At 60.3% G+C, this 7,830-nt stretch carries 8 protein-coding genes; 6 read left to right on the top strand and 2 right to left on the bottom strand.

Annotation, left to right across the window (positions count from 1 at the left end; translation table 11 throughout):
- Positions 1-759: 759 nt before the first annotated feature.
- The 4 genes from JOZ76_RS26495 to JOZ76_RS26480 all read left to right on the top strand — a co-directional run bounded on the left by JOZ76_RS26495 (position 760) and on the right by JOZ76_RS26480 (position 3,965).
- Entirely contained in the window at positions 760-1,713 is a 954-nt protein-coding gene (locus tag JOZ76_RS26495) for a hypothetical protein (RefSeq protein ID WP_291703673.1), read from the top strand.
- A 162-nt stretch (positions 1,714-1,875) separates the two neighbouring features.
- Entirely contained in the window at positions 1,876-2,580 is a 705-nt protein-coding gene (locus tag JOZ76_RS26490; RefSeq protein WP_291703671.1) for a YoaK family protein, read from the top strand.
- 154 nt (positions 2,581-2,734) lie between these two features.
- Positions 2,735-3,205 (top strand): hypothetical protein, encoded by a 471-nt coding sequence (locus tag JOZ76_RS26485; protein ID WP_291703669.1) that lies wholly within the window; start codon positions 2,735-2,737, stop codon positions 3,203-3,205.
- Positions 3,183-3,965: a hypothetical protein gene (locus tag JOZ76_RS26480; RefSeq protein WP_291703662.1), complete on the top strand. Its 783-nt coding sequence runs from the start codon at positions 3,183-3,185 to the stop codon at positions 3,963-3,965. Before JOZ76_RS26485 ends, JOZ76_RS26480 begins: the two co-directional genes overlap by 23 nt.
- Positions 3,966-4,175: 210 nt before the next feature.
- On the opposite strand, the gene JOZ76_RS38380 is transcribed toward JOZ76_RS26480, so the two are convergent.
- Positions 4,176-4,415, bottom strand: a complete 240-nt coding sequence (locus JOZ76_RS38380; RefSeq protein WP_366114075.1) for a transposase — start codon at positions 4,413-4,415, stop codon at positions 4,176-4,178.
- An 88-nt stretch (positions 4,416-4,503) separates the two neighbouring features.
- On the opposite strand from JOZ76_RS38380, the gene JOZ76_RS26475 reads away from it, so the two are divergent.
- Positions 4,504-5,196 (top strand): alpha/beta hydrolase, encoded by a 693-nt coding sequence (locus JOZ76_RS26475; RefSeq protein ID WP_291703660.1) that lies wholly within the window; start codon positions 4,504-4,506, stop codon positions 5,194-5,196.
- Between the two features lie 77 nt (positions 5,197-5,273).
- Positions 5,274-6,422, top strand: a complete 1,149-nt coding sequence (locus JOZ76_RS26470; protein ID WP_291703659.1) for an epoxide hydrolase family protein — start codon at positions 5,274-5,276, stop codon at positions 6,420-6,422.
- Between the two features lie 232 nt (positions 6,423-6,654).
- Here the strand turns inward: JOZ76_RS26470 and JOZ76_RS26465 are convergent, their stop codons facing one another.
- Positions 6,655-7,554: a hypothetical protein gene (locus JOZ76_RS26465; protein ID WP_291703658.1), complete on the bottom strand. Its 900-nt coding sequence runs from the start codon at positions 7,552-7,554 to the stop codon at positions 6,655-6,657.
- Between the last annotated feature and the right edge of the window lie 276 nt (positions 7,555-7,830).

The following is a 7,830-nucleotide window of genomic DNA, read 5'->3' as shown; positions in this document are numbered from 1 at the left end:
TTCCCAGCAAGGCGTCGAATACACGAACAGGGCCTTCGCACCAACGCCTCGTGCAACGACCACCCCCCTTTTTCCAGGCGGCGATCGCCAAATCGCCCCAGCCCAATCTCCTCCCGCATCGCCCCTCCAAATCACGACCCAAGGGGGAATCAGTCTTTGCCGGCCATCGCAACAAAAGATGTGTGCATTCAATAGCCGGGAACCGGGCTTTCTTGCTCCCGTCGTCGGCGAAACGTCTTCGCCGACTTGACACCAGCGTCGGGGTGTCAGGACCACACGCCTTTGCCGTCCGTGCCAGGATCGTTCGTCCGCGCATAGGCGCTGCGACCGGGCACGTCCACCGCATCCCGCGCTCAACGTTCGTGACGATCGCGAAACGCCCCTCGAGCGAGTGCAGGACGGCGCCGATGATGCCCTGATTTGCGGACGGAGTCAAGGTTATTTCTGTAAATCAGAACAATTTCGCCGCGGCAGATTGGCGCGACGGGCAGTTTGCTCGTTGCCATAGCCGTTGATGCATGGGGCCAATCGCGGAGAAACGCTTGGCCGGGTACTTCGAGTTATGACCCCGTCCAGACCGCTCAGCGAAACCAGTGTCCGATTATGTGAACCAGTTCACTCTGGGCGACGACAAGGCAGTCGTAGGATGCAACTGCTCCGCGAAGCTGTCGGCGGTATGATGCGCAACTCGGAGACATGTCGGCACGTCAACCAAATAGCGTCTCTGCATGGACATTGTATTTGCGCTGGAGGGTTGAAATGGACCAATACACCAACGGGACATTCGACGAGCAAGCAAAAGAGCAAAACTTCTGCACGACAAAATTCAAGCTATGTCAGCTGAAGGAAGGCCAAAAGGATAGATTAGGCCATTTGGTGGAAGAGATTTTTTGGAACGAAGGAAATTATGCAGTTTATCGCTCCGAGAGGGGAGTCTACGTGCAATTCGCAGACTCTCCGGAGGAGGCGGCTGCTCAGCGGAGCGAATTTACCGAAATTTCTCCCGAACTGTGTGAACTTCGGTACCTTACGCATGAAATGCGTTCGAGTTGGCCTCTCGGCCGCAGATCGCAAACCGACCGCCATCCCTCGTCGCTTTATGAGCACAACATGGCGGAAGCCGTCATGCTCATTCTGGAAAAGAAGAACCAGCAGGGGATAGATCTCGCGAAACAGGCGCTGAAGATGGCGGTCGATCGCGTGACGGGCGACAACACCGCCAAGTATTTCAGCTGCTGCGTCTTCGTCTGGGTTGTTCTTCTTGCAATTGGAGTTGCATTTTTGATGCACCCGCAATCAGTGGGGGCACAGGCCTTCATTGTTGCAGCCTTGTTTGGTGTGACCGGGGCGATGCTTTCGGTCGCAACTCGCTTGGGAGCCTTCGAACTATATCCCTGTCAACGATCGGGCATGAATTACCTTATGGCTTCAACCCGCATCGGTATTGGATTCGTCTCAGGACCTGTCCTCCTCCTCCTGGGGCTAACCGTCTTGAAGCAGCCGTTAAGTGGGCTCCTGCACGATCCCAACGTTTGGCAAGAAACTGCGGTTCTCGGACTTATCGGAGGATTCACGGAACGACTTGTTCCGAACCTGTTGAAGCAGACCGGCGACGAAATTGAGTCGCGCGCCGGCACACCGGTGCTTGCCGCTAGAAGCGAGCAGAAGTCGCAGGAATCTGCTGCAGCGAACTCCGACAAGGAAAAGAAGTAATCATTGGCAATCGTTCGTGCGCCAGCTTTCTCGTGCCAGACCGGCGCGACGGGCAATCTGTGCATGGCTTGCATGCATTCGCTGAGTGCAATTGTTGGACTGACGCGGGCCGGATAGGGTTGCTGCGGGCTTTCAGATTGCAGCGATCGGGGCGTATCGTCGATGAGGCGATTGCAGGTTTCTCCGCTCTGGATGGCGGCGGCGCTCTCGGCCGTGGCGGGCATGGCGGACAGCGCGGGCTTCATCCTGCTCGACGGCCTCTTCATCGCGCATGTGACCGGGAATTTCGTTCTGATCGGGGCGGCGGTCGCAAGAGGCACGGCGGGAATCGTCTCGAAGATCCTGACGCTTCCGGCGTTTTTCCTGGGCGTCATCGCGGCCCGCTTGGGCGATCAACGCCTCAAATACCAGTCCGAAGCCATCAAGCTCTCCGTTCTGCTGGCGGCGGAAGCGGTCATGCTGCTTCTGTTGGTGATGTTTGGACATCGGCTCGCAGCTGGACCCGACGAGGATGCGATCATCATCAGCGCGCTCGGCTGCACCGGCGCGTTCGCCATGGGCATCCAGAATGCGGTCGGCCGGCTGCATCTTGCCCAATTGCCGGCGAGCACGGTGATGACGGTCAACGCATCGCAATTCGCCATCGACGCCGTCGACGTCGGCCTTGGCCGGATCGACGGCGATGCCCGGAGCAAGGCGCGTCAGCGGCTGCGCGATGTCGGCATCATGATGAGCTCATTTGCCTGCGGCGCGCTCGCCGGCGCGATCGGGGCGATGTATTTCAGGTTCCTGATTCTGCTGATCCCGTGCGCCATCCTGCTCGCACTGACCTTCGCGAGCGCAGGATCGCCAGCTGATCGACCGTGACGATTAGAGCAAAGCTGACGGCAACGCCTCGCCGCAGCGAATATCTGGTTGACACCACATACCTCATAGGTAGTAGTTGGACTACTTTCTCTCTTTCTAGCTGAAGATGGCGCGCCCGTGATAAGCTCCATCCCCGCGTAAGCGGGGTATAGTCTTGAACGATTTCGATGACTTGGTGCGCCAGTTCTTGGCGGCAGAAAAGACGGCCCATGTCCGGCCCCGCTGGCGGTCTAAAGGTCATCCCGATTTCGCCGAATCGAAAATGGCCGTCGGCGTACCAGAGTCGCGGGTGCTTGTCGGCACTGTTGTGATGATCGCTCACAAGGTTCGCCTACCGGCCAAGTACAGTTGGTCCCTTCTGTTCCGTGGTAAACGAATTCTTGCCTTGGACGTTAACCCAAGCCGCAGTCACAAGAATTTGCTCCGCAAGGGCAGCGTGGACTGCACGCATTGGCAGCGCTGGCCTACAATGGACGCAGAAGAGGATCGCCGAGAACAGAATTTTACCCATTGGTGCTTAGACTTCTGGAAGGCAGCTAACATTGTTACAACATTTGCGGTATTATCGCCGCCGCGAGGCGTGCAGCTGAGGCTGATCGTTAATGAAGACTTTGACCGCCGATAGCCCGAAGATCACGGCAGCCGAAGTTGAGCGACTGATCCGATCGCTGACGGCTGTCGAAAAGACAAATATCGGTATCGAAGTCACCGTGCCCGTGGCATATGGTGACGGCGAACTGGTTACCGTTGTCGTTGAGCAGACTACAGACGCTTTGGTTGTCCACGATGCCAGCTTTAGCGCTATGCGCTTAAGCAATTCGGGCATCTCGTTTACTCCAAATGTTGTCCATCGCCTTGCTGAATTGGCGGCTCGTTATGGCTGCAAGTTTCATAGTGGCCGGGTAGGTTCTTCGGCTGAAAGTATTGAAGCTCTTCCGCATGTCGTCGCCTTGGTTGCCAATGCCGCACGTTCCGTGGCTGACTATGCATTTGAGGTCAAGAGAATGGCGGAAACAGACTTCCGCTTAGTTGTCGTGGAGAAGCTACGAGAAATTGTTGGCTCTAGGGCACGCGATCCCGACGAATTTAAGGGGGCGAGCGGGCGTAGGTATCGCCTGCCGTTCGTATTGAACAAGGAATTGTCCCGGCCAGAACATTTCATCTCGACATTGGCGAATAGATCCAACGTACCGCAGGTATTCGCGGCATACTCTGATTTGCGCGGTTCTTGGCCGGGAGTTGAACGCGACGCGGTATATGACGATGCCGCCCATCTTCGCGATGAAGATAGAACGTTTTTGAAAACAGCCGATACGGCAATCGTGTTTGGTTGGATGGAAGCAGAACGACGTTTCAAGGAATTTGTGCGCGATGTCCGACACTGAGAAATTCAGCGCCGAAGAGTCGCGCGAGCGATTTGACGCTGCCTTGAAAGGTGTCTCGTCCGCCTCCGCGGCCTCGCCTACCGCGACCCATAGGCGGCTGCAAGCCCCATTGCTCACGGATGCGGTGAGCCATGAACCACGCCCCCTCACAAATGATCTGAAGCGCCCGGTGGAGTTGGTGGGCAGAAACGCGTTGCTTGCTTGAAGTCATCAGGTGGAAGGCTTGCAACCACTTGTGCAGAGCGATCTTGGATCGCCCCTCACGGCTTTCATCGTGACCGTGAGGTCTTTCCGGCAGACCTTTTCGGCGCAACGGTACACGCGCGGCTTCTTGGCCTTGTAGAAGCGGCCCACAACGTCGCAGTGAGGGCACACTGGGCCATGCGGCCAGAGGACGCTTTCCAGCATCTCGCGGACGGCTTCATCGTTCTGGAAGTATGGTTCCGAAATAGGCCGTTGGGCATGGCGGTTGCTCCGCTGCCCTGTACACTATCTGCCGTATGTTGTGTCAGCCAGATAATCGTCTCGCCGGACGCGAATGCCTCACCATCACCTTTTCATCCCAGGCGCCGAGCCGAGCCACACGCCGCTCCTGCTGCTCCATGGCTCCGGACGCACCGAGCAGGACATGGTGCCGCTCGCGGCAGAACTCGCGCCGCGGTCAATGGCGGTTGCGGTTCGCGGCGCCGTGCCCTGGGAGAGCGGTTTTGCGTTCTTTCGCCGCTTCGAGGATCGCGCGATCGATGAACGCGATCTCCTCACCCAAGCAGGCAGCCTGGCAAAGAGCATTGCGCAGATCGGCATCGCGCGCGGTTTTGCGAGGCCGCCGGTTGCGGTCGGCTTTTCCAACGGTGCGATCATGGCGGCGGCATTGATCATGCTCGAGGCGCGGCTCCTCTCCGGTGCGGTTCTGTTCCGGCCGCTGTCGCCGTTCGCGGCGGATCCGGCACGCAAATTCCGGCTACGCCGGTGCTCATCATCGACGGACGAGACGACGAGCGCCGCTCGCCCGGTGATGGCGCCCGGCTCGCGCAGCGAATGGCGCGTATGGGCGCGGACGTCGCCCACCACCTGCTGCCGACCAGCCATTCGCTCGTCTCCGATGATCTTCGTCTGGCGCGCGCATGGCTGGCGCCGCTGCTATGATGTGATGGGTTTCGCGAAGAGCTCAACCCATCCTACCGGACTGATACGTCCGCAGCCGGTCCGTCAAGAAGCCGCGGGCGCTTAGCAGCCACGCGTCCGGCGCCTTGACCGGTTCGTGCCGAACCATTCTGCTGGGCATAACAACACCAGGGACCACCGATCATGGCACCCCAATCGTTCGTGCTCAACATTCCCGACCAGGATATCGCCGACCTCAAATCCCGGCTTGCGCTGACGCGCCTGCCCGATGCCGCGCCCGGCGAGCCCTGGGCTTTTGGCAGCAGCGTCGATTATGTGCGCGACCTCGTGGCTTACTGGAAGGACGCGTTCGACTGGCGGGCGCAGGAGGCGGCGCTGAACGCCTTTCCGCAGTTCAAGGTGCCGCTCTCCGGCATCGATGTGCATTATCTGCATGTCCCGGGCGTCGGCTCCAATCCCTGTCCGCTGCTGCTGATGCATGGCTGGCCCGGCTCGATCTATGAATTTCTCGACATCATCCCGCGCCTGAGCGATCCGGCGCGATTTGGCGGCGATCCGCGCGACGCCTTCACCGTGATCGCGCCATCGCTGCCGGGCTACGGGCTGTCCTTCAGGCCGGGGCAGATGAGGTTTGCGCTTCCCGAGATGGCGGACTGCCTGCATGACCTGATGACCGAGGTGCTAGGCTTCAACAGGTTCGCGGTGCAAGGCGGCGACTGGGGCGCCGGCATCGCCTCGATGATCGGCCAGAAATATCCGTCATCGGTGTGCGGCATCCATCTCAATTTGCTGTTCGCACCCCGCGACCAGAACGTTACCGGCAGTTCGCCTGACGATGCGCGTTACGCAAAGCAGCTCGCGCATTGGTTCAAGGAGGAGGCCGCCTATCAGCAGATCCAGGGCACCAAGCCGCAGACGCTGGCCTTTGCGCTGAATGACTCGCCGGCCGGGCTCGCCGCGTGGATGGTGGAGAAATTCCGCACCTGGTCCGATTGCGACGGCGTTCCGGAGAACGCCATCAGCCGCGACCGCATGCTGGCGAACATCTCGCTGTACTGGTTCACGGGGGCGATCGGGTCGTCGTTCTGGCCGTATTACGGCCGGCTGCACGCGCCGCGATGGCCGATCTCGCCGGCCGAGCCGGTCACGGTGCCCACCGGCTATGCGGCATTCCCGAAGGAGATCATCGTGCCGCCGCGCGAGCTCGCGGCAAAGACCTACACCGACATCAGGCGATGGAGCGTGATGAAAAAGGGCGGCCATTTCGCCGCAATGGAGCAGCCCGCCGCGCTGGCCGAGGAGGTTTTTCAGTTCTTCCGCCCGCTGCGGTGAGCACAGCTGAATGCCCCGCGAATGCCGGGCATTCAGTACGCGCGGCGGCTTCTCAGCCGATCACGGCTGTCTCTGGAATACTGGGTCACCGCTTTCGCGGGTGACGACTGCGGTGATGATATCGCGCAATCGCGGAGATCAGTTCCAGGGGCACGCCGATCATCATCTAGAAGATTGGCGCCAGCGAGCCGCTCGCGAACTAGCCGTTCTCGTAGGACTGGCGCGCCGTCGCCTACGACGCGCGGCCCGCGACTGGCGTCATCGGCGCCGCATACGAACTGACCGCCGCCTCGGTGCGGTATTGCGGCAGGTGGCCGTCGAGTGCGTAGGCCATGCACAGCGCCAGGCTGGCCCAGACCGCGGCGCTGAAATACAGCGACATCCAGGCGATCTCGCCCTTCCAATGGGTCAGGTCGTGCGTCACCACCCAGCGCGTCGAGACATCGCGCAGTCCTTCGAGCAGCCCAAGAACCTTGCTGCCCTCGGACAGGTCGGCGCGCCAGCGGCTGACATACATCGGCACGTCGACTAGCATCAAAAAGGCGAGGTAGGCGGCAATGCCGAGGATCGCGACGATCAGGGCGAGACGGACCGGGCCGTTGAACTCCGGCAGCAGCCGGCTGAGGCCGACCCCGACAGCCAGGAATGTGACGGCCCACAGCGAGTTCTCGATCGCGTTGCCGAGATAGTTGGTGGTCAGCACCGCATACCAAGAACAGATTTCCGCGATCACGATGAGCGGCAGGATCACATAGGCCGCGTTCAGCGTGGTGTCGGCGCCCGTCAGGCCGCCGAGCTGGCGCAGGATGATGACCCACTGCACCGCGAAGCAGATCTCGGCCACCGTCGCGACCGAGCGGCCGACGACGACGCTGGAGAGCCAGGTGTCGAACAGGCAGATCCGCTGCACGTCGGCGCGCGGCAGGAACGAGCGGAAGGCGCAGCCGAACACATAGGCGGCACACAGCGCGAGCATCAGCCCGATATCGGACGTGCTGCTCGCGGTGCCGGGCTGATCATGGAATTGCCGGTACAGCAGGAACCATGAGGCGATGTTCGCGCTGCTCACCAGGGTCAGAAGACCCCACCACCACGCCAGCGGATTTGACCGCGCCTGAAACATCAATCGCATCAGCTGCTCCGTGTAACCGAACTGATATCCATCTGTATTAATTCTGTCACAAAACATCGTTCCGTCCACCACAAAAAACTGTGGCGGAGGAGGGCCTTCCGGGAATTTGACCGCGATGTTCATCATCGCGTGGCGACGGTCGCAGGCGCGAGACCGGCGCGCGCTGGTCTCGCGCGTGCGACCGATGGCCTAGCCGTGCATCACCACATCGACGACGACCATGCCCACCACTGGCGTGCTGCTCGATGAAGCAGGACGTTCGTCTCAACGATGTCA

The sequence above is a fragment of the Bradyrhizobium sp. genome, from assembly GCF_019244115.1.
Taxonomy (GTDB): Bacteria; Pseudomonadota; Alphaproteobacteria; order Rhizobiales; family Xanthobacteraceae; genus Bradyrhizobium.
This window is presented reverse-complemented; position numbering and strand designations above follow the sequence as displayed.

Bases quoted from the DNA above. Each gene is read 5' to 3' on its own strand.
- JOZ76_RS26490 (WP_291703671.1), top strand. From the start codon at position 1,876: ATGAGGCGATTGCAGGTTTCTCCGCTCTGGATGGCGGCGGCGCTCTCG.
- JOZ76_RS26495 (WP_291703673.1), top strand. From the start codon at position 760: ATGGACCAATACACCAACGGGACATTCGACGAGCAAGCAAAAGAGCAA.
- JOZ76_RS26475 (WP_291703660.1), top strand. From the start codon at position 4,504: ATGCCTCACCATCACCTTTTCATCCCAGGCGCCGAGCCGAGCCACACG.
- JOZ76_RS26470 (WP_291703659.1), top strand. From the start codon at position 5,274: ATGGCACCCCAATCGTTCGTGCTCAACATTCCCGACCAGGATATCGCC.
- JOZ76_RS26480 (WP_291703662.1), top strand. From the start codon at position 3,183: ATGAAGACTTTGACCGCCGATAGCCCGAAGATCACGGCAGCCGAAGTT.
- JOZ76_RS26465 (WP_291703658.1), bottom strand. From the start codon at position 7,554: ATGCGATTGATGTTTCAGGCGCGGTCAAATCCGCTGGCGTGGTGGTGG.